Consider the following 25,585-nt stretch of genomic DNA (forward strand, 5'->3'; position numbering starts at 1 on the left):
TCCATGACAGACGCACTCAAGCGCCTCTCCGAGGAGGGCGTCGCGATCTGGCTGGACGACCTGTCGCGCAAGCGCATCACGTCCGGCAACCTCGCCGAGCTGCTCGACCAGCAGCACGTCGTGGGCGTCACCACCAACCCGTCGATCTTCCAGAAGGCGATCAGCAGCGGTGACGGCTACGAGCAGCAGGTCTCCGACCTCGCCGCCCGCAAGGTCACCGTCGAAGAGGCCATCCGCATGATCACGACGGCGGACGTCCGCGACGCCGCCGACATCCTGCGCCCGGTCTTCGACGCGACCGGCGGCCAGGACGGCCGGGTCTCCATCGAGGTCGACCCGCGCCTGGCGCACAACACCAAGGCCACCGTGGCCGAGGCCAAGCAGCTTGCCTGGCTGGTGGACCGCCCCAACACGCTGATCAAGATCCCGGCCACGCTGGGCGGCCTGCCGGCCATCACCGAGGTCATCGGTCTCGGCATCAGCGTCAACGTCACGCTGATCTTCTCGCTCGAGCGTTACCGCCTGGTCATGGACGCCTACCTCGCCGGTCTGGAGAAGGCCAAGGAGCGCGGCCTGGACCTGTCGAAGATCCACTCCGTGGCGTCCTTCTTCGTGTCCCGCGTGGACACCGAGATCGACAAGCGGATCGACGCGCTCGGCACCGACGAGGCCAAGGCCGCCCGTGGCAAGGCCGGTGTCGCCAACGCCCGCCTCGCCTACCAGGCGTACGAAGAGGTCTTCGACGGCAAGCGCTGGAGCGACCTGGAGGGCGCGGGCGCCAACAAGCAGCGTCCGCTGTGGGCCTCGACCGGCGTCAAGGACCCGGCGTACAAGAGCACGCTGTACGTCGACGAGCTGGTCGCGCCGAACACGGTGAACACCATGCCGGAGGCCACGCTGGAGGCCACCGCGGCGAGCGGCGAGATCCGCGGCAACGCGATCGCCGGGACGTACGAGCAGTCGCGTGCCGAGCTGGACGCGGTCGAGAAGCTCGGGATCTCGTACGACGAGGTCGTCCAGCTGCTGGAGGCCGAGGGCGTCGAGAAGTTCGAGGCGTCCTGGAACGACCTGCTCAAGTCGACCGAGGCGGAGCTTCAGCGCCTCGCACCCTCGGAGGGCTGAACACCTTGTCGAGCAGCAATCCGCTGCGTGACGCCGCGGACCGACGGCTCCCGCGTATCGCGGGGCCGTCGGGCCTGGTCATCTTCGGCGTCACAGGCGATTTGTCACGTAAAAAGCTGATGCCTGCCGTGTACGACCTCGCCAACCGCGGACTGCTGCCGCCGGGCTTCTCGCTCGTCGGCTTCGCACGCCGGGAGTGGGCGAACGAGGACTTCGCGCAGGAGGTGCACGACGCGGTCAAGGAGCACGCCCGTACACCCTTCCGCGAGGAGGTCTGGCAGCAGCTCATCCAGGGCATGCGGTTCGTCCAGGGCACCTTCGACGACGACGAGTCCTTCGAGCGGCTGCGCGACACCATCGAGGAACTGGACAAGGCACAGGGCACGGGCGGCAACTTCGCCTTCTACCTCTCCGTGCCGCCGTCCGCGTTCCCGGTCGTCATCCAGCAGCTGAAGAAGCACGGCCTGGCCGACCAGAGCAGCGGCTCCTGGCGGCGCGCGGTCATCGAGAAGCCGTTCGGCCACAACCTGGAGTCGGCGGAGGACCTCAACAAGGTCGTCCACGAGGTCTTCGCCCCGGACCAGGTCTTCCGCATCGACCACTACCTGGGCAAGGAGACCGTCCAGAACATTCTGGCGCTCCGTTTCGCCAACACGATGTTCGAGCCGATCTGGAACCGGTCGTTCGTCGACCACGTGCAGATCACGATGGCCGAGGACATCGGCATCGGCGGCCGCGCCGGCTACTACGACGGCATCGGCGCCGCCCGTGACGTCATCCAGAACCACCTGCTCCAGCTGATGGCGCTGACCGCGATGGAGGAGCCCGCCTCCTTCGACGCGGACGCGCTCGCCGCCGAGAAGACCAAGGTCCTCGGCGCGGTGAAGCTGCCGAAGGACCTGGGCCGGGACACCGTGTTCGCGCAGTACGCGGCCGGCTGGCAGGGCGGCGAGAAGGTCATCGGCTACCTCGAAGAGGACGGCATCGACCGCAAGTCGAAGACCGACACCTACGCGGCGATCAAGGTCCAGGTCGACAACCGCCGCTGGGCGGGCGTCCCCTTCTATCTGCGGACGGGCAAGCGCCTCGGCCGCCGGGTGACGGAGATCGCGGTGGTCTTCCAGCGCGCCCCGCACTCCCCGTTCGACTCCACCGCCACCGAGGAACTGGGCCAGAACGCGATCGTCATCCGCGTCCAGCCCGACGAGGGCGTGACGGTCCGCTTCGGCTCCAAGGTGCCCGGCACGTCGATGGAGATCCGGGACGTGTCGATGGACTTCGCGTACGGCGAGTCCTTCACCGAGTCGTCGCCCGAGGCGTACGAGCGCCTCATCCTGGACGTCCTCCTCGGCGACTCGAACCTCTTCCCGCGCACCGAGGAGGTCGAGCTGTCCTGGAAGATCCTCGACCCGATCGAGGAGTACTGGGACAGGAGCGGCAGGCCCGCGCAGTACCAGGCGGGCACGTGGGGTCCCGTCGAGGCGGACGAGATGCTCGAGCGAGACGGACGGAGCTGGCGTCGGCCATGAAGACAGACCTCACGGACACCACGGCCAGCAAGATCAACAAGGCGCTGGTGAAAGCCCGCCGGGAGATAGGCACCCCGGCCGTCGGCATGGTGCTCACGCTGGTCATCGTGACGGACGAGGAGAACGCGTACGACGCGCTCAAGTCCGCCAACGACGCCTCCCGCGAGCACCCGTCGCGCACGATCGTGGTCATCAAGCGCGTCTCCCGCTCCGCCCGCGACCGCACGAAGTCCCGCCTCGACGCCGAGGTACGGGTGGGCGCGGACGCGGGCACCGGCGACACGGTCGTGCTGCGGCTGTACGGCGAGGTCGCGGACCACGCCCAGTCGGTCGTGCTTCCGCTGCTGCTGCCGGACGCGCCGGTGGTCGTCTGGTGGCCGGTCAACGCGCCGCTCGACCCGGCCCGAGACCCGCTGGGCGCGCTCGGCCAGCGCCGGGTCACCGACAGCTACGCCGCCGAGAAGCCCATCGACGAGCTGCGGACCCGCGCCGACAACTACGAGCCCGGCGACACGGATCTGGCCTGGACCCGGATCACCCCGTGGCGTTCCATGCTGGCCGCCGCGCTCGACCAGGTGGACTGCGAGGTCATCTCCGCGGAGGTGCAGGGCGAGCAGTACAACCCGAGCGTGGAGCTGCTGGCGATGTGGCTGGCGGACCGGCTCCACGTCCATGTACGGCGTGGGGTGTCGGCCGGGCCCGGCCTCAACGAGGTGCGGTTGCTGACCAGCACCGGTCCCATCCGGCTGTACCGCCCCAATGGGGGCCTCGCCCTCCTCACGCTGGAGGACCAGCCGGACCGGGCGGTCGCGCTGAAGCGCCGCGAGACGTCCGAGCTGCTGGCGGAGGAGCTGCGCAGGCTCGACCCCGACGACACGTACGCGTCGGCACTGCGGTTCGGGGTGGACCGGCTGGGAGGCACCGGTGCGCTCGGGGGTTCGGCGAGTGCGCTGACGGCTGCCACGGCCGGGGCGACCTCCACGGCCGCGACGACCGCTGCGGCCGATGCTCCGAGGACTGCTTCGGCTCCCGTTTCCGGCTACGAGCCGGGTTCGGCCGTCGCGCCGTCGTCCTCTCCGGCCCGTCCGTCCGGGTTGGCGTTGCCGCCTGCGGCTCCGTCGGCTTCGGAGGCATCAGCGGGATCGGCGGGATCGGCCGGTGACGACGACTCCGAGCGGCCCACTCCGGCGCAGATGCCGCCCGTGAAGAAGGCGGCCGCGCCGTGAGTACTCCGCAGTTGGTCGTGCACCGCGACAAGGAGCTGATGGCTCAGGCGGCGGCGGCCCGGCTGATCACCAAGGTCGTGGACGCGCAGGCCTCGCGCGGCTACGCCTCGGTGGTCCTCACGGGTGGCCGCAACGGCAACGGGCTGCTCGCCGCGCTGGCGGCGGCGCCCGCCCGGGACGCGATCGACTGGGGCCGGCTGGACCTGTGGTGGGGTGACGAGCGGTTCCTGCCCGAGGGCGACTCCGAGCGCAATGTCACCCAGGCTCGGGAGGCGCTGCTGGACTCGGTGCCGCTGGACCCGAAGCGGGTGCATGCCATGCCCGCGTCGGACGGGCCGTGGGGTGCCGATGTGGACGCGGCGGCCGCGGCGTACGCGGAGGAGCTGGCGCGGGCGGCGGGGCCGGAGAACCGTGGCTCGGTGCCCACGTTCGACGTGCTGATGCTGGGGGTCGGCCCGGACACCCATGTGGCCTCGCTCTTCCCCGAGTTGCCGGCCGTGCGGGAGACCGAACGGACGGTCGTGGGGGTCCGTGGTGCGCCGAAGCCGCCGCCGACGCGGGTCACGCTGACGCTGCCCGCGATCCGTGCGGCGCGTGAGGTGTGGCTCCTCGCCGCCGGTGAGGACAAGGCGCGGGCCTCGGCCATCGCGTTGTCCGGTGCGGGGGAGATCCAGGCTCCGGCCGCGGGTGCGTACGGAAGGTCGCGCACCCTGTGGCTGCTGGACTCGGCGGCGGCCTCGCAACTGCCGCGGTCGCTGTATCCGCCGGCGTCGCCCTGACGGCTTGTTTCGCCCCCACCGCCCCTACCCGTTCCCATCCCCAGGGGCGCTGCACCTTCGACCCCGAGAGGGTGCGTTGTCGGGTGCGGGCGGGTGGGGGCTGGTCGCGCAGTTCCCCGCGCCCCTCAAAAAACCAGGGGCCGCGTCCCATCGTTTTTCGGCGGCCCGCAGGGCCGTCGCCTTCAGGGGCGCGGGGAACTGCGCGAGCACCCCCCACCGGACCCGCGGACAGAGGTCGAAGGGGCGCTGCCCCTGGGGATGGCGGGGGCGAAAAACTCAGGCCACGAAGTCTCCCTCACGGGTCTCCGGCAGTGCCACCAGACACAGCAGGCTCACCAGGCACAACCCACCCGTGTAGAACCCGAGCACCAGCGGAGACGACCACTGGCTGTTCAGCCACGTCGCGACCAGCGGAGCGAAGCCGCCGCCCAGCGTGTTCGCCAGGATGAACGCCGCCGACGCCCCCGTGTAGCGCAACCTCGCCGGGAACAGCTCCGCGAGGAACGCCGCCACCGGGGAGAACATCAGTGCGAGCAGCATGAGCCCGATGGTGTACGCACCGGTGATGACGAGCCCGTTGCCCGTGCTGAGGGACGCGTACATGGGGACGGCCCACACGACGCAGCCGGCCGCACCCGTCAGCATGATCGGCCGGCGTCCGATCCGGTCGGCGAGCCGGGCGACGGGCAGGGTGATCGCGATCCCGGCCGCCGCCCCGACACTCGCGGCGGTGAGCATCGTGTTCTGGGGGATGCCGAGCGACTTCGGCCCGTAGGACAGGCTGTAGACGATCGTCAGGTAGTACACGGCGGAGCCGCCGATCGCCGCGCCCGTGCCGAGCAGCAGCCGGCCGGGGTACCGCGCGATGAGCGCACCGAGCGGGAAGCGCGCCGCCGGGGACGCCGGGGAGTCCGCCTGCGATACCGAGCCCTTGAACACCGGAGACTCCGACACCGTCGTCCGTACCCACAACCCGACCAGGACGAGCACCGCGCTGAGCAGGAACGGAATGCGCCAGGCCCACTCGGTGAAGCCGTCGCGGCCCACGATGTTGAGGGTGGGGAGGATGACGGCGCTGGAGAGCAGGAAGCCGAGGGAGGGGCCGATGTTCGGGACGGCTGCGTACAGCGCGCGACGGCCGGGCGGGGCGTGCTCGGCGGCCAGCAGCACCGCGCCGCCCCACTCGCCGCCCATGCTGACGCCCTGCAGCAGACGGAGGGTCACCAGGAGGACGGGGGCGAGGAGTCCGGCGCTCTCGTAGGTCGGGAGCAGGCCGACGCCGACCGTCGCGATGCCCATGAGCAGGAGGGACGCGACCAGGGCCCGCCGACGGCCCAGCCGGTCGCCGATCGTGCCGAAGAGGACGACCCCGAGGGGACGGGACAGGAAGGCCGCGGCGAAGGTGAGGAACGCGGCGAGGGAGGAGACGGTCGGGTTGCCGGAGGGGAAGAACGCGGGTCCGAGGACGAGCGCGGAGGCCGTTCCGTAGACGGCGAAGTCGTAGTACTCGATCGTCGTGCCGATGAGGCTCGCGGCGGCGACCTTGGGCGCCTTGCTCGACTCGGCCGGCGCGGAGGCCGGTAACGCGACCGGTCTGGGGTCCACTGCCTCGGCGACGGTCTCGGACGGGGATTCGGGCATGGGGGACTCACTTCCGGTACGCCCGGACACGAATGGTCCGGGCCCAGATGGTGGGGACGGCCACGCATGAAACACGAACCGGAGTGCGACTGTCACCCTAGGCCGGGAAATTCGATTCCCACAAGGAAGTCCCGGGGGGAAACTCACCGGAGGCTTCGTCGAATTATTTCGACGGAAAGGCAGAGTAAGCGTCGATTACACGCGACAACGACATTTAAAGCAGGTGATCCCATGAATCCCATGGATCCCATGTGATCCCGCTATGTGCGGGGACAGGTCGCCAGAATGTGCCACGAACACCACGCCTGGACGCCGTCAACCCCGTGGATCCTGTCAAGCAGCTATCAAATAGTCATGTGTCGGCGTGCATAAAAATTTGCCGATGGTCACGCCTTGCCAACCCCCGATCACCCACGGAATGCTGACGTGCGGCAGAACTTGAAAGTTCTACGACCATCGTTTTTCGGACATGGAGACCGCATCGGGTTGCCGCGGTTCGACTTTCTGAAATGCGGCCTCAGAGCCGGGAAGGCGCATTACCCATGCTGAAAACTGGCAAGCCATTACGTTGGAGAAGACTTTCGCTGGCCGGTGACGACCGGCATTTGCTCATACCGCTCGATCACAGCGTTTCGGACGGTCCGGTCGCCCCTCCGGGCCAATGGGACGAGCTGCTGAGGGAACTGGTGGCCGGCGGGGCTGACGGGATCATCGTCCACAAGGGGCGGGCCCGCACGCTCGCCCCGGACCTCCTCAAGAGCTGCGCGCTGGTGGTGCATCTGAGCGCCAGTACGGCCTGTTCCGCCGATGTCGACGCCAAGGTACTGGTCGGTGATGTCGAGGAGGCGGTGGCACTCGGCGCGGACGCGGTCAGCGTCCATGTGAACATCGGCTCGGACACCGAGGGGCGGCAGCTCTCCGACCTTGGCGCGGTGGCACGTTCGTGCGACACCTGGGGCATGCCGCTGATCGCGATGGTGTATCCGCGCGGCCCCCGGATCGAGAACCCGCACGATCCCGTCCTCCTCGCGCACATCGTGAACGTCGCCGCCGATCTGGGCGCCGACATGGTGAAGACCACCGTCGCCCTGCCCCTGGACCGGATGGCCGAGGTGGTGGCCCACAGCCCCATCCCCGTCCTCGCGGCCGGCGGTCCACCGGACGGCTCCGACCTGATCGAGTACGGCACCGCCGTGATGGCGGCCGGCTGCCGGGGGCTCGCCGTCGGCCGCCGGATCTTCTCCTCCCCCTCCCCCGCCGCCCTGGTGGCCCGGCTCGCCGCGGTGGTGCACGGGCACACCGGCGACGGCCTCCCGGATGGCATGAGCATGACCACCCACACCCATTACTCGACGATCGTGGCAGGTGTCGCATGAGGTTCGCATGGATCGATCTCCGTGAAGTACCCCGTCCGCAGCTCCAGGCGGTGGTGGACGCGGCCGTCCACGCCCGGATGGCCGGAGTGGTCTGTGCCGACGCCGAGTTGCTGGGGACTCTGCCGCCGACGGTGACCCGGGTGCTGGTGTCCGGGGAGCCGGCCGCGGCGGTCGCGCGGAAGGCCGGCGAGAAGGCCGCCGACAAGGGGGGCAAGGAGGCCAAGGGCACGGGCGAGGCCAAGCCCGCCGGCACCGGCGAGGCCCTCGCCGGCGCCGGGATCGACGTCCTGCTGCGGAAGTTCACCACCCAGGACGAGCTGGACGCCCTCGCCGCGGAGAACCGGGCCGCCACCCGTGCGTCCGCCACGGGTACGCCGGTCACCGGTACGCCCGTGGCCGGCTTCGTCGACGTACGGGACGACCGCACCCTCCAGCTGTCGTGCGTGGGCGCGATGGCACTGCCGTACACGGTGATCCACTTCGCCGACCCGACGAAGATCCCGCTGGAGATCGTGCTCGCGGCGGCCGAGTCGGCTGAGGGCAAGCTGGTGACGGTCGTCGGCGATCTGGAGGAGGCGGCCATCGTCTTCGACGTGCTCGAACGCGGTTCGGACGGCATCCTGTTCACGCCCCGCAGCGCCGACGACGTGTTCGCGCTGGCCCGGCTGCTGGAGGCGACGACACCGCAGCTGGAGCTGTCCACGCTGACGGTGGAGAGCATCCGGCACGTCGGGCTCGGCGACCGGGTCTGTGTGGACACCTGCTCGCACTTCGAGGAGGACGAGGGCATCCTCGTCGGCTCGTACTCGTCCGGTTTCGTGCTCTGCTGCAGCGAGACACACCCGCTGCCGTACATGCCGACCCGGCCGTTCCGGGTCAACGCCGGTGCCCTGCACTCGTACACGCTGGGCCCCGACAACCGCACCAACTACCTCAGCGAGGTCGGCTCCGGCAGCGCCCTGCTGGCCGTCGGCGCCGACGGCCGCACCCGGCGGGTGGTGGTCGGACGGGCCAAGCTGGAGTCCCGGCCGCTGCTGGAGATCCGTACCCACGCGGAGGACGGGCGGCTGGTGAGCCTGACCGTGCAGGACGACTGGCATGTACGGGTGCTCGGTCCGGGCGGCAAGGTCCTCAACGTCACCGAGTTGCAGACCGGTGACGAGCTGCTCGGCTATCTGGCGCAGGACAAGCGCCACGTGGGCCTGCCCATCGGCGAGTTCTGCAAGGAGGTCTGAGGCCACATGGGCGAACTCGTGGCGGCCGCGGCCCGCGAGGACGGGATGGGCGTCCTGGTCCAACGGCTGTTCGACGCGCGGGACGACGGCCTGCCGTATCTGACACACCGGCAGGAGTCCGTCGGGCGGGGCGAGTTACGGGAACGGGTGGCCAAGCAGGCCGCCGTGTTCGCCGGCTATGACATCGGGCCCGGCAGCACGGTGGGGCTGCGGACGCCGCCCAGTTTCACCCAGGTCGAGGTGCTGCTCGCGCTGTGGCGGCTGGGCGCTCAGGTGATGCTGTTCGACTTCCGGCTGAAGCCCGCCGAGGTGGACGCGCTCTGCGCCACCTGCCGGCCTCAGTTCATGGTCCGGGCCGGGTCCAACGTCCGGGCTGCGTTCGGCTTCCGGCCCGAGTACGAGGTCGCCACCGAGTGCCGCAGGGCCGGGCAACCGGCTGCGGGCCCGCACCGGCTGGTCCAGTTCAGCTCGGGCTCCACCGGGCGGCCGAAGGTGATCGGCAGGACCGCCGCGTCGATCGCCGCCGAGATCGAGTCGTTCGGGGCGGTCCCCGGTATGCCGGGCGAGGGCGACCGGCTGTTGCTGCTCAGCTCGACAGCGCACAGCTTCGGACTGCTCGGCGGGCTGCTGCACTCGCTGGCCGCCGGCGTCTCCGTCGTCTTCGCGCCCCGGGTCTCGGCCCGCGACATCCTGCGAACCTCGGTCGAGCACCGCATCACGCACCTGTTCGGGGTGCCGATGCACTTCGAACTGCTCGCCGCCGCCCTCGATCCACCCGCCCTGCCCGAGCTGCGGACCGCCGTCTCCGGCGGCGAGCTGATGCCCCCGGAGGTCGCCGCGCGATTCGCCGAACGGTTCGGCACCACGGTCGGCGAGGCCTACGGCACCACCGAGACCGGCATCGTCGCCATCGACGTGGCCGGCACGCTCCGGCCCACGGTCGGGCGGCCCGCGCCGGGAGTGCTGGTCCGGGAACACAAGGGCGAACTGGACGTCGCGCTCGACGGGTCTCCGTATCTCTTCGACTCCGGCGGCACCCAGTACGAGGACGGCTGGCTCCACACCCGCGACCGGGCCACGGTGGACGCCGACGGAACGGTCACCGTGGGCGGCCGCGCCGACTCCCTCGTCGTCATCGGCGGCCTCAAGGTCGACCTCACCGAGGTCGAGCACGTGCTCCGCGCGCACCCGGCCGTCGAACAGGCGGTCCTGGTCCACGAGGACGTGACCGAGGCGTACGTGGCGGTGACCGCCGGGGCCGGGAGCCCGTCGGCGGAGGAGTTGCTGCGCTGGTGCCGGGAGCGGCTGGCCGACTACAAGCTGCCCCGTGTGATCCGGCTGCTGGAGGCCCTGCCCCGCACGTCGAACGGGAAGCTGGTCCGCCAGGCGGCGACGCTCCAGGCGGCGGCGAGCAGCGCGTAACGGCTCGACGGGCTTCCCCCGTACGACTTTTCGCATGACCTTCTGACCTTCCCCATGGAGATGGCGATCATGAGCACGTCCACCCTGGACAACGAGATCCGCGAGTTCGTCCTGACCACGGTCATCGACGAGATGAACATCCTGCTGAGCCGTGACGGCATCACGGACGAGAGTCCGGTGACCGTCGGCGGGCTGGAACTGGACTCCCTGAGCCTGATCGAGCTCACGCTGCGGCTGGAGTCGCGGTTCGGCGTGGAGATCCCGGACACCGACATCGAGCCGCTTGCCTCCCTGACCCTCGGCGGGCTCGTCACCGAGGTCGTCGGGCGCGGGGCGAAGGCATGAGCGCGGAAGCCCCTGCGTCACCGGTCACGGAAGCGTCCGCATCGTCCGTCGCGGAAGCATCCGCGCGGTCCCTCACTGAAACGTCGGCGCCGTCCCTCACGGAAACGTCCGCGCCATCCCTCACGGAAACGTCGGCGCCGTCCCTCACTGAAGCGTCCGCCCCGTTCGCCATCACCACCGGCACCGTCCGGGAACTGCTCTCCGACCGCAAGGTCTTCCCCGGCGTCCCGGACGACCTCGGCGACGACGCCGAACTGGTCCTGGACTCGCTGGGGTTGGTGTGGCTGCTGCATGTGGTGGAGGAGCGGTACGGCCTGGTGGTGGAGCCCGGCGACGAGGACATCGCGGGCCTGACCTCGCTCCGCAGGCTCACCGAGTTCCTGAACGCGGCCGGGGCGGGTGCGGTGGAGGGGGGTGACCGCGTTGACCGGTGACGTGACGGTGACCGGGTTCGGCGTGCGCACCGCCTTCGGAACGGGCGCGGACGCCCTCCGCCGCGGGGTCTTCGCCGGCGTCCCCTCCTTCACCCCCACCACCCGCTTCGACACCGGCCCGTACCGTACGCCGATGGCCGGCGCCGCCCCCGACGGCCCCGACGCGGTCGAGGACTGGGCCCTGCGCCACGCCCTCGCACGCTGCGGAAGGGAGGCCCTCGACATGGCGGACCTGCCCCGGGGCACCGAGGCGGCGGTCCTGCTGGGCATCGCGGGCGACTGCACGAGCATCACCCGGTACTGGCGGGACGCGGCGGCGATGCCGGGGGCCGACGAGAGCGGCGGGACCGGCGTGGACCGGGGCGCGGCCCCAGCCCGTGGACTCACCGAAGCCGACCCGGGGCACCCCCTGCCCACCACCCCGGCCGTCTCGTCGGCCGCCCGGCTCACCGACGCCGTGCCCGCCCTGCTCACCGAGTCGCTGGCCGGAGGCCTCGGCCTGGCCGGCCCCCGGCTCACGTTCACCAACGCCTGTGTCGCCTCCGCCGCCGCGATCATCCATGCCTGCCGGCTGATCTCGTCCGGCCGGATCGACGTGGCGGTGTGCGCCGGCGGCTACCTCGTGGAGGAGGAGACGTTCGGGAAGTTCGACTCGGGGCGGGCGTTGTCCCGTGACGGCATGGTGCGGCCGTTCAGCGCCGACCGCACCGGGCTGCTGCTCGGCGACGGGGTCGCGGCGGTCGTGCTGGAGTCCGCCGAGCACGCGCGGCGGCGCGGGGCCCGGCCGCTGGCGGGCGTGGTCGGGTGGGGCGCGGCGACGGACGCCCACCACATCGCGCAGCCGCACCCGGAGGGTGTCGGCCTGGCCCGCGCGGCCCGGCAGGCGCTGCGGCTGGCCGGTGACCCCGACGGGTCGAGCCTCGGCTATGTCAACGCCCATGGCACCGGCACCAAGTACAACGACGGCGCCGAGACCCGGGGGCTGCGCGCCGCCCTCCCGGAGCGGGCCGAGTCGATCCCGGTCAGCTCCACCAAGAGCACCACGGGCCATCTCCTGGAGGCGGCCGGTGTCGTGGAGTTCGTGATCACGATGCTGGCCCTCATGGACGGCGTACTGCCGCCGACCGCCAACTTCACGCAGGCGGACCCGGAGTGCGACCTCGACTATGTGCCGAACCGGCCCCGTCGGGCCGACCTCCGCCGGGCCCTGACCATCAACGCCGCCTTCGGGGGCGCCAACACCGCACTCGTCCTGGAGCGGCCGTGACGACGACGGACAGCGGCGGGAGAACCGCACCGGCAAGCAGCGGGGAGGCCGCGCCGACCGAGAAGGCACCCCTGCGTTCGCCCCTCGGCGTCCTCACCACCGCCACCGCGACCCATGGCACCGGGTGGGACGGCGACATCCTGCTGCCGCGCCTGCCGGGGTTCGTGGAGTCGGCGTTCAGCCCGCTGGCGTACGAGGTCGCCGCGCGGTGTCTGACCGAGCGGCCGGGTGGGGGCACCTCCCGCTCGAGCGAAGCCGAGAGTGGGGGAGGCTCCCGTACGGCGGTGGCGCTGGCGAGCCTCATGGGTGACACCACCACGGCCGATCTGGCGAGCCGGCGGGTGGTGTCCGGGCGGGTCCACAACCCGCTGCTGTTCATGCAGGCCACCGCCAACTCCGTGCTGGGGCACATCAGCCGGGAATTCCGGATCACGGGGCAGATGTTCAGCCTGTCCGTCCTCGACGACCCGGTGACCGAACTGCTGGCCATGGCGGACCTCCTCCTGGAGGACCCGGAGCTGGACCGGGTCCTGGTGGTGGGCGTGGAACTGGGCGGCGGCGAGCGGCTGGCCGCCGTGCACCGGGAGCTCTCCGCCGACACCGGCCGCCCGGTCCCGGACCTCCCCGGCTCCGCCGCCCTGGCGGTGGCCGTCCTGCTGGGGCGCCCCGGTGCCGGCGCCCCCGTGACCATCCGTGCGACGCAGACGTACGACGGCGAGCGGCCGGCGGCGTCCTCGCACCCCGGCAGCGTCCGGGGCCTGTTCGACCTGGCCGCCGCCCACCGGCGGCTGCTGCGGGACGGCGGCACCCACGTCCTGGTCACCGAACCCCGGGCGCCCGCGTTCCTCCTCGACGCCGAACGGCTCCCGGACCGACCTGAAGGAAACGAGACGGAGACCCATGCTCATCAGTAGGCAGGAGCGGGCGCGGATCTGCTCCGACACCGAACTCGGCGCCGGCAACGTCCTGCGGCGGCTGCGGGCGTACGAACGCCCGCTCGACGAGGCGGTGTTGCGGACCGACGGCACCTGGCGCGCACCGGACGGCAGCCGCCCCGAGGTGCTGGCGCTCGGGCAGTTGTCCGAGGTGGTCGAGACGTACGCGGGCTGGTACGCGGCCCGGGGCGTGCGGCCCCGCGACCCGGTGGCCGTCCACTCCTTCTCGGCCGCCGAGTTCGCGGTGAACTTCCTGGCGCTGACCTCACTGGGCGCCGTCCCGTCGTTCGTCAACGGCAACCTGTCCCCGGAGATCGCCCGGGAGTACGTCCGCAGGCAGGGCGCGGTGGGTGCCTTCACGGACGAGGCGCACCGTGAGGTGCTGGCCGAGGAGGCGGAAGGCCGCGACGGCGGGACCGGCCTCGGCTTCTGTGTGACCGCCGCCGACATCCGGCCGGAGCACCGCGCGTCGCTCCCGCCGTCGTACCCGTACCGGCACGACCCGACCGACCCCGTGCTCATCTCCCACTCGTCCGGCACCACCGGCATGCCGAAGGGCGTGCCGCACACCCACCGGACGCTGATGTACGCCCAGGTGCACCGGCTGCGTTTCTCCACCGGCGCCGACATGGAGCGCACGCTGGTGGGGCTGCCGGGCGCGCACAACGCGATGGTGGCGACGCTGCTGTACTGCCTGCTGCTGCGCACGGACATCAAGCTGCTCTCCAGCCAGCGCGGCACGGACGTGCTGGACGCCGTCGAGGAGTTCCGGCCGACGACCGTGCTGGCCTTCGCCGGGACCTTCGGCGAGATGGCGGCGGAGGACCTGACGGCACGTGATCTGTCCAGCGTGCAGGTGTGGTTCAACACCGGTGACGCGGCGCACGAGGCGCACATCCGGGCGCTCGTCCAGCACGGCAGCCATGTCGAGGTCCGGCGGGACCTGAGCCGCGTCCGGGTCGACGGCTCGGTCTTCGTGGACGGGCTCGGTTCGTCGGAGGCCGGCTACTCCGTCTTCCACAACCGGCACACCAAGGACACCTCGGCCTACTCCCGCTGCGTCGGCAAGCCGATCAGCTTCGCCGAGGCCGCCGTGCTGGCCGAGGACGGCACCCCGCTGCCACCCGGCCGGATCGGCCGGCTGGGCCTCAGGTCGCCCACGCTCACGCCCGGTTACTGGAACGACTCGCTCACCTGGAACCGGATGCGGCTCGGCGGCTACTGGCTCACCGGCGACCTCGCCCACCAGGACGAGCAGGGCAACTTCTACCACCTCGACCGGGTCCCGGACGCCGTCCGCACCCGCGCCGGGATCGTCTTCAGCACCCGCACCGAGGAACTGCTCCTGGCCGAGCTGCCCCGGCTCGCCGACTGCACGGTGGTCGGGGTCGCCCCCGACGGCGTCCGCGCGGACTGGGACGGCGACGGCGAGGCCGAGGCGTTCGCGCTGCTCCAGCTCGCCGACGAGGGCGGAGCCGGGAACGGAGCCGAGGGCGGCGGCGAGGAGGGCGACGAGGTGTGGACCACGCGCGTCAACGCCGTGCTGACGGCCGCCGGGTTCCCGCCGGTGTCCCGGGCGCTGCGGATGAAGCCCGACGACGTGGCCAAGGGCGCCACCGGCAAGGTTCTCAAACGAGTGATGCGCGACCGGTTCGCCGCCGACATGGCCGACGCGGTCGCCGCCGAGGAGCAGCACGCATGAGCACGCACACCGACGCCGACGGCGTCAACCACCGCGCCCGCGCGAGTGAGGCGTACCGGCTGTGGTGGCAGCACGACGCCAACTGGTACCAGGGGGTGGCCGCGCGGTTCGGGCAGGAGGTCGCGAACGAGATCAACGCGGAGGCGCTGGGGAAGGTCGCCCTGCACGTCGGTCAGCGGGTCGCCCGGCTGTACGGGCCGCTCCCGGACACCGGCGACCGCCGCAAGGACCTGGAGGAGCTGCGCCGCCGCTACGACGACTGCGGCGACCGGATGTTCCCGCCGGAGCTGCGCAACGCCTCCACCGAGGTCGAGGACGACGACACGATCGTGCTCACCCTGAAGCGGAACTTCGCGATCACCATGGTCCGGATGGCCGGTTCGCTGGAGGGTTACCGCTGTCCCTGCACCGCCATCCACGCCGGCTGGTCCGAGGGTCTCGGTGCGGCCCTCACGGAGAACCGGGCCGAGAGCTGCCTGCGGGACGGCGACAGGGCATGCCGTCTGATCATGCGGGTCTGTGCCCCCGTCGCACCCGGTTCGGAGGGCTGAGGCATGCGCGTACTCGTCGCCGGGGCCACCGGAGTGGTCGGGCATCCGCTGGTGGGCGCCCTGCGGGCGCGGGGCCACCATGTGAGCGCGCTCGTACGGCAGGGCTCCCGGAGCCGGGCCCCCGAGGCGGACGAGGTGGTCGTCGCCGACGCCCTCGACCGTGACGCCGTGCTGTCGGCGGTGTCGGCCGCCCGGCCCGAGGTGGTCGTCCACCAGTTGTCGGCCCTGCGGCTGCTGCGCGACGACCCGCGGGGAGCCTTCGCCCTCACCGCGCTGCTGCGCACCGAGGGCACCGCCCACCTGATCGAGTCGGCCCGCGCGGTCGGCGCGCGCCGACTGGTCGCCCAGTCCATCGCCTTCGCCGCCGCCCCGGCCGGCGACCCGGTCCTCGACGAGGACGCGCCCCTGTACGTGGACGCCCCCGACCCCGGCTGGGCCTCGACGGTACGGGCCGTCGCCGAGCTGGAGCGGCAGGTGACGGGCAGCGACATGGAGGGGGTGGTGCTGCGCTACGGCACGCTGTACGGCCCCCGCACCGCGTACGCCCGTACCGGCACAACCTCCGGGTCCGTCCTGGCCGGACGGCTCCCGCTGCCCGGCGGCGGGGCCGGGATCATGTCGTTCCTGCACGTCGAGGACGCCGTGGGGGCGGCCGTGGCGGGCGTCGAAGCCGACGCCACCGGGGTGTTCCATGTGACGGACGACGACCCGGCCCCCGCCGCACAGTGGCTGCCGCACCTCGCCCGGGTCCTCGCCGCCCCCTCCCCGCGCACGGTCCCCGCGGCCCTCGCACCCCGGCTCCTCGGCTGGTTCATGGCCCACCAGCTCACGTCCGCGCACGGCGCGGCCAACGACCGGGCCCGTACGGCACTGGGCTGGAAGCCGGCCAGACCGAGCTGGCGTGACGGGCTGGGCCGGGAATGACCCGTACCGATGACGCCCTCACCGTCTGTGTGATCGGCGCCGGTCCGCGTGGCCTCTCCGTGCTGGAGCGGATCTGCGCCAACGCCGGTGGGATCGTGCGGCCGGTCGAGGTCCACCTCGTCGATCCGTACCCGCCGGGCGCGGGCGCGGTCTGGCGCACGGACCAGCCGGGCGAACTGCTGATGAACACGGTCGCCTCCCAGGTGACCCTGTTCACCGACGACAGCGTGGACTGCGCGGGACCGTCGGTGCCGGGACCCAGCCTGTATGAGTGGGCGTGCGCGATCCGCGACCGGGCGATCGACCAGGACCTTCCCGCGCGGGCTGTGGACGAGGCGCGGCGGCTCGGCCCCGACACCTATCCGACCCGCGCGTTCCACGGCCACTACCTGGAATGGGTCCTGCGGCACCTGTTACGCACGGCCCCCGCCCATGTGACGGTCCACACCCACCGGACGACGGCGGTCGCGCTGGACGACGACGCGAGCAGGCAGGACGACGGTACGGGGCGGCAGGACGATCACCCCTCGGGCCGGCCGCAGACGGTGACCCTGGAGAACGGCGGCCGGCTGGCCGGTCTGGACGCGGTGGTGCTGGCTCTCGGCCACGGCGGCGTGACCGAGTCCCCGGAGGAACGCGCGCTGCGCTCCTTCGCCGACCGGCACGGCCTCACCTACGTGGCCCCCGCCAACCCGGCCGACACCGATCTGAGCGGCATCGCGCCGGGCACGCCGGTCGCTCTGCGCGGGCTGGGCCTGAACTTCTTCGACTGCCTGGCCCTTCTCACCGAGGGCCGTGGCGGCACGTTCAAGGAGAGCGAGTCCGGTCTCGTCTACCTTCCGAGCGGCAACGAGCCCGTCCTGTACGCCGGTTCGCGGCGCGGCGTCCCGTACCACGCCCGGGGCGAGAACGAGAAGGGCGCGCTCGGCCGCCACGAGCCGCGCTTCCTGACCCCGGACGTCATCGCGGGACTACGGCGCCGCGTGGCCGACGGGCACCCCCTCGGCTTCCGCCACGACCTCTGGCCGATCGTCGACCGCGAGATACGGACCGTCCACCACGAGGCGTGGATCCGCGCCGCCCGAGGACCGGAGGCGGCCGAGGAGTTCGTACGGTCGTGCCTCGCGGATGCGGGTGGGCGGGGCGAGGCGGCCCTGCTCGACCGATACGCCGTCCCGCCCGGCGAGCGATGGGACTGGACGCGGATCGAACACCCTTACGGGGAGCGGACGTTCACGGGCCGCGCCGACTTCCGGCGCTGGCTGCTTGCGTATCTGCGCCGGGATGTCGGCGAGGCCCGCCGCGGCAATGTGAACGGACCGCTGAAGGCAGCTCTGGACGCCCTGCGGGACCTGCGCAACGAGATCCGGCTCGTCGTCGACCACGGCGGAGTCTCCGGCGACTCGTACCGTGCCGAACTCGACGGCTGGTACACCCCGTTGAACGCCTTCACCTCGATCGGCCCGCCCGCCTTCCGTATCGAGCAGTTGGTCGCGCTGATCGAGGCGGATGTGCTGCAGGTGCTCGGCCCGGGGATGCGGGTTCGGGCCCGGGCTCCCGGCGGTGGCGTCGAGGAGGGGCGCGGCGAGGGTGCCGGCGAGGGCGGCTTCCTCGTGGACGCGGAGCTGGTGGACGACCCCCCGGTCCGGGTCGAGGCCCTGATCGAGGCGCGGCTGCCCTCGGTGGATCTGCGGCGGAGCACCGACCCACTGCTCCGGGGGCTGCTCGCGTCCGGCGGGTGCGGCCCGTACCGGCTGGGGGGCGATCCGGGGCACGAGCCGGGCGGACTGGCGGTCACCGACAGCCCGCCCCGGCTGGTGGACGCGGCGGGCCGGCCGCACCCGCGCCGGTTCGCCTTCGGGGTGCCGGTGGAGGGCGTGCGCTGGGTGACGGCGGTCGGCATCAGGCCCGGCGTCGGCTCGGTGACGCTGGAGGACTCGGACGCGATCGCGCGCGCGGCGCTGGGGCTCGGGCCCGTGGGGCCGCAGGGGCAGCGAGCGGAGGGGCCGGGGGCCGCAGCGCCGAGGGCGGCAGCGCCGGAGGCCGCCGTCGCTTCGGTGGCACGTCGGACATCAGGCACAGGGAGTCGATGAGCGTGAACACGATGTCCGTGGGAACCGACGCGGGCCTGCTCGCCCCCACCTGGGCGGGCACGCCGGTCGCGGCCGAGGTGACCGACGAGGCGTGGCTGCAGGCCATGCTGGACACCGAAGTGGCGCTGGCCCGCGCCCAGCACGCGGTCGGGCTGACCCCGGCCGCCGCGGTGGAGGCGATCGCCTCGGCGGCCCGTGTGGAACGGCTCGACCTGGTCGCCCTGGCCCATGCGGCACGGGCCGCCGCCAACCCGGTGGTCGCGCTGGTGACCGCCTTCACCGAGGTCGTCGCCGCGGAGGATCCGGCCGCCGCGGAGTATGTACACAGGGGGTCCACCAGCCAGGACATTCTGGACTCGGCGGCGATGTTGATCAGCCGTCGGGTGCTCGATCTGATCGCGGCGGATCTGGTCCACGTGACGGCCGCCCTCGCCTCGCTGGCCGACACACACCGTCGCACGGTTCTCGCCGGCCGCACTCTGGCCCAGCACGCGGTGCCGACGACCTTCGGGCTGAAGGCGGCGGGATGGCTGGAGTTGGCCGTCGACGCGTCGGTGCGGGTGCGGGCGCTGGCTTCGAGACTTCCGGCCCAGTTGGGGGGCGCGGGTGGGACGTTGGCCGCGTATCGGGAGTACGCGGTGGTGGACCGCGGGAGTGGGGAAGGAAAGAGCGATGGCACCCCCGGCGAGGGCGGGCTGGAGCTGCTCAAGCCCTTCTCCGAGGCGCTGGGCCTCGCCGAGCCCACCCTCCCCTGGCACACGGTCCGTACCCCCGTCGCCGAACTCGGGGCCGTGCTCCAGCTCGTCACCGGGGCGCTCGGGAAGTTCGCGCTCGATGTGCAGACGTTGTCCCGCACGGAGATCGGTGAACTGTCCGAGCCGGCGGGGGCCGGGCGCGGTGCCTCCTCCGCCATGCCGCAGAAGCGGAACCCCGCGCTGGCCACGCTGATCGTGTCGGCCGCCCGGCAGGTCCCCGCGCACGCCCTCGTGCTGGCGCAGTGTCTGCTCGCCGAGGACGAACGGCCCGCCGGGGCGTGGCACGCAGAGTGGCAGCCGCTGCGGGAGGCGTTGCGGCTGACGGGCGGGGCCGCGCACACCGCCGTCGAGCTCGCGGATGGGCTGATCGTCCACCGGGACCGTATGCGGGCCAACCTCGACCTGACCGGCGGCGCCATCGTCACCGAACGCCTGGCCGTGGCCCTTGCCCCGGTGTTCGGCAAGGTCCGCGCGAAGAAGTTCCTGACCGGCGCCTCGGCCGAGGCCGCTGACACCGGCCGCCCCCTGCGGGAGGTGCTGGCCGCCGACCCGGAACTGTGCGCCCGGTTCGCCCCCGACCAACTGTCGGAACTGCTCGACCCGGCGCGCTACACGGGCGTGCCCGAGGCCCTGATCGACCGGGCACTGAACAGATACGAAGCCGTGCGCGGACACGAAGGCGTGCGCGGACACGAAGGCGTCCGCGCACAAGGCGTCCGCGCATACGAAGGCAGAGGTCCGGACGAGGCCGCCTGGCCCGGTCGTGAGAACAACGGAGGCACGCTGTGAGCACCGTGAGCCGGACGACCGGGAAACCGGCCGCCGCACCCGCCCGCTCCTGGCCCGTCCTCCTGGTCGTGGTCTGCGCGCAGATGCTGATCTGGCTGGACACCTCGATCCTCAATGTCGCCGTCACCACCCTCGCCGACCCGGTGAAGGGCCTGGGCGCGACCCCCGGCGAGCTGGAGTGGGTGGCGAGCGCCTACACCCTGGTCGTCGCCGGCACCCTCTTCGCGGGCGGCGCCCTGGCCGACCGTTTCGGTCCCCGGAACACGCTCGTCGCCGGGCTCGCGCTGATCGGGGTGGCCTCCGGCGCGGGCGCGTTCGTGGACAGCCCCGCGTGGCTGATCGTGGCCCGGGCCTTCATGGGTGCGGGCAGCGGCCTGCTCATGCCGGCGACGCTGACGGTGATCGTGCAGAGCACCCCGGAGGACGAACGCACCCGGGCGATCGCGATCTGGAGCTCGTCGAGCGGTCTCGGCGTCGCCGTCGGGCCCGTCGTGGGCGGGGCACTGCTCAGCCACTTCTGGTGGGGCTCGGTCTTCCTCGTCAACGTACCGATCGTCGCCCTGTGTCTGGTGGCGGTCATGGCCGTCGTCCCCGACCTGGGCGGCTCCCGCCGCCGGGTGCTCGACCTGCCGGGGCTGGGGCTTTCGGTGCTCGGCCTGGGCGGCGTGGTCTACGGCATCATCGAACTCGGCGGCGGCAGCACCTGGTACGGCCCGCACGTCCTCCTGCCGCTACTGCTGGGCGGTGTCGTGCTGGCCGTCTTCGTCTCCTCTCAGCGCAGGTCAGCGACGCCCAGCCTGGACCTGCGGCTCTTCGGGCAACCCGGATTCACGGCCGGCAGCGTGGTCCTGCTGATCGCTTTCATGGCGCTGGCCGGTCACCTGTTCTACGCGGCCTTCTATCTCCAGGGCCCCCGGGGCCTCTCCCCCGCCGACGCCGGAACCGTGATGATCGCCGCCGCCGTCGGCATCGTCCTGGGCAGCCAGGCCTCCCCCGCACTGAGCCGTCTGCTGTCGGCCCGCTGGACGGTCGCGTCCGGCGTCGCGGCCACCGCCGCCACGTACGTCGCCTACGCCTGGCTCGACGGGCGCACCCCCCTCTGGGTCGTCGCCGTACTGCTGTGGATCCAGGGCTTCGGCATGGGCCTGGTCGGCACCCCGGTCACGGCCGTGATGATGCGCGGGGTGCCGCCACAGCTCGCGGGCGCCGGCTCCGCCGTCAACAGCGTCACCCGGCAGGTCGGCGGCACCCTCGGGGTGGCGATGGCCGGCTCGATCCTCTCCGGCGTCTACCGGGACCGGATGGCCGACGCCGAACTGCCCGGCACCACGCAGGGCCTGTCACCGGCCGCCGAGGAACAGGCCCGCACCTCCGCCGAGGCCGCCCGCTCGCTCGCCGACTCACTGCACCTGCCGGAGCTGGCGGCCACGGCCGACCGTGCCTTCCTCGACGCCATGTACGCCGCCACGCTCTCCGTCGCCGCCCTCGCCCTCATCGGGTGCGCGGTGGCCGTCGTGGGCCTGCGCACCCGTGCGGCACCCGAGGGCCGCGAGCACACCACAGCGTCGGACACGGCACGGGAAGGACAGACACGATGACACGGACACCGACAGCCCGTTCGGTCCTCGTCACCGGCGGGAACAGGGGCATAGGGCTCGCCGTCGCCCGCCGTTTCGCGACGGTCGGCGACCGGGTCACGGTGACCTACCGAGGCGACGAGCCCCCCGCCTCCGAGGGATTCCTCGCCGTGCGGTGCGATGTGACGGACAGCGGGCAGGTCGACCGGGCCTTCAAGGAGGCCGAGGCGGCCCACGGGCCGGTCACCGTCCTGATCGCCAACGCGGGCGTCACCCAGGACCGGCTCCTGGTGCGGATGACCGAGGCCGACTTCACCTCCGTCCTCGACACCAACCTCACCGGAGCCTTCCGCGTCGCCCAGCGCGCGATACGGGGCATGCTCCGCACGGGCCACGGCCGTATCGTCCTGGTCTCCTCCACGGCCGCCCTGCGCGGCGCCCCCGGCCAGACCAACTACGCGGCGGCGAAGGCCGGCCTCGTCGGCTTCGCCCGCTCCCTCACCCAGGAACTCGGCCCCCGCGACATCACCTGCAACGTCGTCGCCCCCGGCCTCACCGAGACCGACATGAGCCGCGCCCTCACCCCGGACCAGCGCCGCGAACTGCTGCGAACCACCCCCGCCGGACGCCCGGCCACCCCCGAGGAGGTCGCCGAGGCGGTGGCCTTCCTGGCCGACGCCGGATACGTACGCGGCGCCGTGATCCCGGTCGACGGGGGCGCCGGGCTGGGGCACTGAGGCCGGGTGGGGAAGTGGACGTCGCGCGGCCGCCCGCTTCCCCACCCCCGCTCACCGCGTACGGCTACCGCCGTCCGCGCAGCGCCCGGTACTTGGCGACCAGCGCCTTCGTGGACTCGTCGAGGCCCGGCACCTCGGCGCCCTCCGTCAACGCCGGTTCCACCCGCTTCGCGAGGACCTTGCCCAGCTCGACGCCCCACTGGTCGAAGGAGTCGATGTTCCAGACGGCACCCTGCACGAACACCTTGTGCTCGTACAGCGCGATCAGCTGGCCGAGGACCGACGGGGTCAGTTCCTTCGCCAGGATCGTGGTCGTCGGGTGGTTCCCCTTGAACGTCTTGTGCGGAACCAGCTCGTCCGGCACCCCTTCCGCCCGCACCTCGTCCGGCGTCTTGCCGAAGGCCAGCGCCTGGGTCTGGGCGAAGAAGTTGGCCATGAGGAGGTCGTGCTGGGCCTTGAGCGCGTCGCCGAGCTCGGCGACCGGCTCGGCGAAACCGATGAAGTCCGCCGGGATCAGCTTGGTGCCCTGGTGGATCAACTGGTAGTACGCGTGCTGCCCGTTCGTCCCCGGCGTGCCCCACACCACCGGCCCGGTCTGCCACTCCACCGGCACCCCGTCCCGGCCCACGTACTTGCCGTTGGACTCCATGTCCAACTGCTGCAGGTAGGCCGTGAACTTGGACAGGTAGTGGCTGTACGGCAGCACCGCGTGCGACTGGGCGTCGTGGAAGTTGCCGTACCAGATGCCCAACAGGCCCAGCAGCAGCGGCACATTGGACTCGGCGGGCGCCGTCCGGAAGTGCTCGTCGACCAGGTGGAACCCGTCGAGCATCTCCCGGAAGCGGTCCGGACCGATCGCGATCATCAGGGACAGCCCGATCGCCGAGTCGTACGAGTACCGCCCGCCGACCCAGTCCCAGAACTCGAACATGTTGGCCGTGTCGATGCCGAAGTCCGACACCTTCCCGGCGTTCGTCGACAGCGCCACGAAGTGCTTGGCGACGGCCTCGGGGCCGGCCTTCAGTTCGGTGAGCAGCCAATCGCGCGCGGAGGTCGCGTTGGTGATCGTCTCGATCGTGGTGAACGTCTTCGAGGCGATGATGAAGAGCGTCTCCGCCGCGTCCAGGTCCCGTACCGCCTCGTGCAGGTCGGCACCGTCCACGTTCGACACGAAGCGGACGGTCAGATCGCGGTCGGTGAAGGAGCGCAGCACCTCGTACGCCATCGCCGGGCCCAGGTCGGAGCCACCGATGCCGATGTTGACGACGTTCTTGATGCGCCGGCCGGTGTGACCGGTCCACGCGCCGGAGCGGATGCGCTCGGCGAAGCCGCCCATCCGGTCGAGAACGGCGTGCACACCCGGCACCACGTTCTCGCCGTCGACCTCGATCACCGCGTCGCGCGGGGCGCGCAGCGCGGTGTGCAGGACGGCCCGGTCCTCGGTGGTGTTGATCTTCTCGCCGCGGAACATGGCGTCCCGCAGTCCGAACACGTCGGTCGCGGCGGCCAGCTCGCGCAACAGCCGCAGCGTCTCGTCGGTGACCAGATGCTTGGAGTAGTCGACGTGCAGATCGCCGACCTCCAGCGTGTACCCGGCGCCACGCCCCGGGTCGGCCGCGAACAGTTCGCGCAGCTGCACCTCACCCTGCTGCTCCCGGTGCTCGGCCAGCGCGGTCCACTCGGGCGTCTGGTCGAGCCTGGTACGGCTTTCTGCGTTCATCTCGGACTTCAGCCTTCTTTCCTACCTGGTCCTGCGTACCTTGCCCCGCTGCCGGTCCCAACCTAATTGATCACGAAGGAACACGAGCTGTCGTCCCCCGGTCGTCCGGCTCGACAACAGATACGTCCGCCCTGAGCGCCGGTATCAGCGCGGCGACGGACAGGACGAAGAAGGCAGCGGCGAGCAGCACCGGCGTGTTCGCTCCCCCGACCGTGGCGACCGCCCCGCCCAACAGCGCGCCTAGGGGCGCCCCGGCCACCCCGACCGTCCGAAAGGCGGAGCCGACACGACCGAGCAGGTCGACGGGCACTCGCTGCTGCATGAGGGTCGTGGTGTTGACGTTCCACACCATTCCCATGGCCCCGAACACGGCGAGGCTCACCGCGAGCGCCGTCAGGCTGCGCACGGAGCCCATCACGACGAGTGCCCCGATCTGCACCCCACCGGCCAGCAGCACGGCACGCACCTGCCCGACCCGGGCCACCAGCCGACCGTTCACCGCTCCCCCGGCGAGGCCGCCCACCGTGTACGCGGTCGTCACCGCCGCGAACCCGGCGTTGCCCGCGTCCAGCCAGCCGGTCACCAGCAGCACCAGCGTGGCGATGAGGGCGCCCATGCCGACGTTGCACAGCGCGGTCGCGGCGCACAGCCCGCGCAGGGCCCGGTCCCGCCACAGCGTGCGCAACCCGGCGGCGATCTCCGCGCGCAGGGTGCTGCCCGCGGGACGGGGGTCCCGCTCGGGCGGGGCGGCGCCGAGCGAGGCCACGAGGGCGGCGGCGACCAGGTAGGTCAGGGCGTCCGCCGCGAAGGGGACGGCGGCTCCTGCGGCCAGCAGCAGCGGGACGAGCGGCGCGGCCACCAGCCCGCCCGCGATCCGTTGGCCGGTCATCAGCCGGGCGTTGGCGCTGCCCAGGGCGTCCCGGCTCACCAGGGCGGGCAGCAGGGCCGTGGCCGCGTTGTCGAAGAGTGTCTGGAGTGTGGTCAGGGCGAAGGCGAGGGCGATCAGCAGGGCGATCGAGGCGTGGTCGAGGGCCACGGCCACCGCGAAGCCCGCCATGAGCAGACCGCGCGCCACGTCCACCGTCCACATGGCCCGCCGCTGGTCCACCCGGTCGGCGACGGCACCGCCGAGCAACCCGAAGAGGAGCCACGGCACATAACCACAGGCCGCGACCGAGGCGACGAGAAGCGGCTCGTCCGTCAACGTCACCGCGAGCAGCGGCAGCGCGGCCGTACGCAGTGCGTCCCCGAAGCTGGAGAGCACGGCCGCGCTCCACAGCCGTAAGAACGCTCCTCGGTACGCGGCCGCTGTCCCCCGCTCGGCCACCGTCACGTGTCCCCCTCACGATTCGTCGATGCACGAACCGTAGAGGGACCCACTGACAATCAGCCCGACCAGCGGAAACGCGAACATCGCAACCACCGT

The 25,585-nt window shown here is 72.0% G+C and carries 21 protein-coding genes; 18 read left to right on the forward strand and 3 right to left on the reverse strand.

Going from position 1 to position 25,585, the window contains the following annotated elements:
• Nucleotides 1-3 precede the first annotated feature (3 nt).
• From tal to pgl, 4 genes are read left to right on the forward strand one after another with little or no spacing between them, the layout of a single operon-like run.
• Entirely contained in the window at nt 4-1,122 is a 1,119-nt protein-coding gene (tal, locus tag OG858_RS10995) for a transaldolase (protein ID WP_086747597.1), read from the forward strand.
• 5 nt (nt 1,123-1,127) lie between these two features.
• The gene (zwf, locus tag OG858_RS11000; RefSeq protein ID WP_060891839.1) at nt 1,128-2,651 is read left to right on the forward strand and encodes a glucose-6-phosphate dehydrogenase; all 1,524 of its coding nucleotides are present in this window, start codon (nt 1,128-1,130) and stop codon (nt 2,649-2,651) included.
• Nucleotides 2,648-3,877: a glucose-6-phosphate dehydrogenase assembly protein OpcA gene (gene opcA / locus OG858_RS11005; protein ID WP_319319108.1), complete on the forward strand. Its 1,230-nt coding sequence runs from the start codon at nt 2,648-2,650 to the stop codon at nt 3,875-3,877. The genes zwf and opcA overlap by 4 nt, the downstream gene beginning before the upstream one ends.
• Nucleotides 3,874-4,656 carry a 6-phosphogluconolactonase gene (gene pgl, locus OG858_RS11010; protein ID WP_086748989.1) on the forward strand — a complete coding sequence of 261 codons (783 nt, stop codon included), beginning with the start codon at nt 3,874-3,876 and terminating at the stop codon, nt 4,654-4,656. The genes opcA and pgl overlap by 4 nt, the downstream gene beginning before the upstream one ends.
• A 276-nt stretch (nt 4,657-4,932) precedes the next feature.
• Here pgl and OG858_RS11015 read toward each other — a convergent pair whose 3' ends face one another.
• A complete protein-coding gene (locus OG858_RS11015) occupies nt 4,933-6,297 on the reverse strand; it encodes an MFS transporter (protein WP_086747820.1) in 1,365 nt (454 codons plus the stop codon).
• A 542-nt stretch (nt 6,298-6,839) separates the two neighbouring features.
• On the opposite strand from OG858_RS11015, the gene OG858_RS11020 reads away from it, so the two are divergent.
• Genes OG858_RS11020 through fabG form a run of 14 tightly spaced genes read left to right on the forward strand, consistent with a single transcriptional unit; the run spans nt 6,840 to nt 22,439 of the window.
• A complete protein-coding gene (locus tag OG858_RS11020) occupies nt 6,840-7,673 on the forward strand; it encodes a 2-amino-3,7-dideoxy-D-threo-hept-6-ulosonate synthase (protein WP_179200911.1) in 834 nt (277 codons plus the stop codon).
• Nucleotides 7,670-8,908 (forward strand): 3-dehydroquinate synthase II family protein, encoded by a 1,239-nt coding sequence (locus OG858_RS11025; protein WP_319065942.1) that lies wholly within the window; start codon nt 7,670-7,672, stop codon nt 8,906-8,908. The genes OG858_RS11020 and OG858_RS11025 overlap by 4 nt, the downstream gene beginning before the upstream one ends.
• A gap of 6 nt (nt 8,909-8,914) precedes the next feature.
• Complete coding sequence (locus tag OG858_RS11030) at nt 8,915-10,330, forward strand: class I adenylate-forming enzyme family protein (RefSeq protein WP_328544954.1); 1,416 nt, start codon at nt 8,915-8,917, stop codon at nt 10,328-10,330.
• Between the two features lie 60 nt (nt 10,331-10,390).
• Nucleotides 10,391-10,675 (forward strand): acyl carrier protein, encoded by a 285-nt coding sequence (locus OG858_RS11035; RefSeq protein ID WP_234361230.1) that lies wholly within the window; start codon nt 10,391-10,393, stop codon nt 10,673-10,675.
• On the forward strand, nt 10,672-11,109 hold the full coding sequence (locus OG858_RS11040; RefSeq protein WP_328544953.1) for an acyl carrier protein: 438 nt from the start codon (nt 10,672-10,674) through the stop codon (nt 11,107-11,109). Before OG858_RS11035 ends, OG858_RS11040 begins: the two co-directional genes overlap by 4 nt.
• Complete coding sequence (locus tag OG858_RS11045) at nt 11,099-12,376, forward strand: beta-ketoacyl-[acyl-carrier-protein] synthase family protein (RefSeq protein WP_319319124.1); 1,278 nt, start codon at nt 11,099-11,101, stop codon at nt 12,374-12,376. Before OG858_RS11040 ends, OG858_RS11045 begins: the two co-directional genes overlap by 11 nt.
• Entirely contained in the window at nt 12,373-13,290 is a 918-nt protein-coding gene (locus OG858_RS11050) for a hypothetical protein (RefSeq protein WP_256960131.1), read from the forward strand. The genes OG858_RS11045 and OG858_RS11050 overlap by 4 nt, the downstream gene beginning before the upstream one ends.
• Entirely contained in the window at nt 13,277-15,013 is a 1,737-nt protein-coding gene (locus tag OG858_RS11055) for a class I adenylate-forming enzyme family protein (RefSeq protein WP_328544952.1), read from the forward strand. The genes OG858_RS11050 and OG858_RS11055 overlap by 14 nt, the downstream gene beginning before the upstream one ends.
• Entirely contained in the window at nt 15,010-15,564 is a 555-nt protein-coding gene (locus tag OG858_RS11060) for a hypothetical protein (protein ID WP_086746229.1), read from the forward strand. The genes OG858_RS11055 and OG858_RS11060 overlap by 4 nt, the downstream gene beginning before the upstream one ends.
• A gap of 3 nt (nt 15,565-15,567) precedes the next feature.
• Nucleotides 15,568-16,488, forward strand: a complete 921-nt coding sequence (locus OG858_RS11065; RefSeq protein WP_328544951.1) for an NAD-dependent epimerase/dehydratase family protein — start codon at nt 15,568-15,570, stop codon at nt 16,486-16,488.
• Nucleotides 16,485-18,581 carry an FAD/NAD(P)-binding protein gene (locus tag OG858_RS11070; protein WP_319065949.1) on the forward strand — a complete coding sequence of 699 codons (2,097 nt, stop codon included), beginning with the start codon at nt 16,485-16,487 and terminating at the stop codon, nt 18,579-18,581. Before OG858_RS11065 ends, OG858_RS11070 begins: the two co-directional genes overlap by 4 nt.
• On the forward strand, nt 18,578-20,125 hold the full coding sequence (locus tag OG858_RS11075) for a class-II fumarase/aspartase family protein (RefSeq protein ID WP_319065950.1): 1,548 nt from the start codon (nt 18,578-18,580) through the stop codon (nt 20,123-20,125). Before OG858_RS11070 ends, OG858_RS11075 begins: the two co-directional genes overlap by 4 nt.
• Nucleotides 20,122-21,723 (forward strand): MFS transporter, encoded by a 1,602-nt coding sequence (locus OG858_RS11080; protein WP_256961085.1) that lies wholly within the window; start codon nt 20,122-20,124, stop codon nt 21,721-21,723. Before OG858_RS11075 ends, OG858_RS11080 begins: the two co-directional genes overlap by 4 nt.
• A complete protein-coding gene (fabG, locus tag OG858_RS11085; RefSeq protein WP_328544950.1) occupies nt 21,720-22,439 on the forward strand; it encodes a 3-oxoacyl-ACP reductase FabG in 720 nt (239 codons plus the stop codon). The genes OG858_RS11080 and fabG overlap by 4 nt, the downstream gene beginning before the upstream one ends.
• A 64-nt stretch (nt 22,440-22,503) precedes the next feature.
• Here the strand turns inward: fabG and pgi are convergent, their stop codons facing one another.
• Together pgi and OG858_RS11095 are read right to left on the reverse strand one after the other, a co-directional pair.
• The gene (gene pgi, locus OG858_RS11090) at nt 22,504-24,159 is read right to left on the reverse strand and encodes a glucose-6-phosphate isomerase (RefSeq protein ID WP_319065952.1); all 1,656 of its coding nucleotides are present in this window, start codon (nt 24,157-24,159) and stop codon (nt 22,504-22,506) included.
• A gap of 70 nt (nt 24,160-24,229) precedes the next feature.
• Nucleotides 24,230-25,492 carry an MFS transporter gene (locus tag OG858_RS11095; protein WP_319065953.1) on the reverse strand — a complete coding sequence of 421 codons (1,263 nt, stop codon included), beginning with the start codon at nt 25,490-25,492 and terminating at the stop codon, nt 24,230-24,232.
• Between the last annotated feature and the right edge of the window lie 93 nt (nt 25,493-25,585).

Origin of the sequence: Streptomyces europaeiscabiei (genome assembly GCF_036346855.1) — a bacterium.
Lineage (GTDB): Bacteria > Actinomycetota > Actinomycetes > Streptomycetales > Streptomycetaceae > Streptomyces > Streptomyces europaeiscabiei.